2 protein-coding genes are annotated in these 1,284 nt (G+C 22.7%); both read left to right on the top strand.

Annotated features, from left to right (window positions below; genetic code table 11):
* Positions 1-613 precede the first annotated feature (613 nt).
* Entirely contained in the window at positions 614-757 is a 144-nt protein-coding gene (locus ABUA17_RS18755) for a hypothetical protein (RefSeq protein WP_156327510.1), read from the top strand.
* A 211-nt stretch (positions 758-968) separates the two neighbouring features.
* The coding region (locus ABUA17_RS18750; protein WP_243277113.1) for a YveK family protein at positions 969-1,284 on the top strand (316 nt) is incomplete at its 3' end.

Raw genomic sequence — 1,284 nt, 5'->3', positions numbered from 1 at the left:
AGCTTCTTACATGGAAATTAATATATTATCATGTAAGAAGTTTTATTATTTTATAACAGAATATATTTTTAAGTGAGCATGAAGCAATGTATGCATATAATTTTGAAGGAAGAAGAAAGATAAGATATTATTAAAATTTATATATAAGTTAAAAAGTATCTACATTAAATATAGTACGGATATCTATATTAATGTAGATATTTTTTTATTTAAGGGGGTAAGTATAGATTCAAAAAAATTATGCTCATTAAATTATATAATTTCCAATAGTTATAGGAAGAATTAAATAGAATATCTATGAAAGAATTTATATACAACTAATTTATTGAAAAAATTAAAAATTTAATGCGAAATATAATAATATTAAAATTTTTTTGTGGGAAATATGGAAATGATAATGATGTAATAAAAATGATTAGCATGAAAAAAGTTAATAATATTTAAAAAAGGATATATTAGGAATGAAAAATTCAATATATTACACAAAAAAGAAAGTTATATGTTTTCAAATTTGTCGAATATAAGAGAAAATTGACTTTAAAATGTCGAATTTTATGATATAATTTCAATTGAATAAAGAATATTAAGATAAATTTAATAAACAGGGAGATAAATGGTAAATATTACAGAATATTTAGAAGAGATGAAAAAGAATTGGAAAACAATAATTACGGTTGTAATAAGCTTCATATTACTTAGTGTTTTTTTCATTAAACAACAATACGAAGCAGGTGTAAAAGTATTTAAAAGCACTTGAAGAGCAAAGTGGAATTCATGGTGTTGGAGTTATTCCTGAGATTGAATTTTAGAAAAAAATTAAATGAGGGATTTTGTATCATAAATTTAAAATTATTTTAATTTATAAGATTATAATTTTGTGACAACTAAAGTATCATCACAAATTATTGATGAAACTATATATTTTGATTTTATATTGGTTGTCATGATGATAAGGAGTGAAAATTTTAATGAATGAAATGGAAGAACAAGTAATCAGTATTTCAGAAATTTTTGAGGCAATAAAAAAGCGTTGGATAATAATTGTAGCAATCACTTTAACAGCTACTATAATATCAGGAATTATAAGTTTCTTTGTAATTGATCCGGTTTATGAAGCAAGTACCAAGGTATTTGTAGGTAAGGAAGAAAATGATAATGCAGCTTATAACAGTAGTGAAATCAATATGTATCAACAATTACTACAAACTTATGCTCAAGCCATAAAAACAAAAGATTTAGTTAATAGAGCAATTAGTGGATTGAAATATGACGGATTAGAAGCTC

Origin of the sequence: Clostridium sp. RTP31139st1_H3_RTP31139_211217, from assembly GCF_040227035.1 — a bacterium.
GTDB classification, from domain to species: Bacteria; Bacillota; Clostridia; order Clostridiales; family Clostridiaceae; genus Clostridium; species Clostridium saudiense.
This window is presented reverse-complemented; position numbering and strand designations above follow the sequence as displayed.

Bases quoted from the DNA above. Each gene is read 5' to 3' on its own strand.
- ABUA17_RS18755 (WP_156327510.1), top strand. From the start codon at position 614: ATGGTAAATATTACAGAATATTTAGAAGAGATGAAAAAGAATTGGAAA.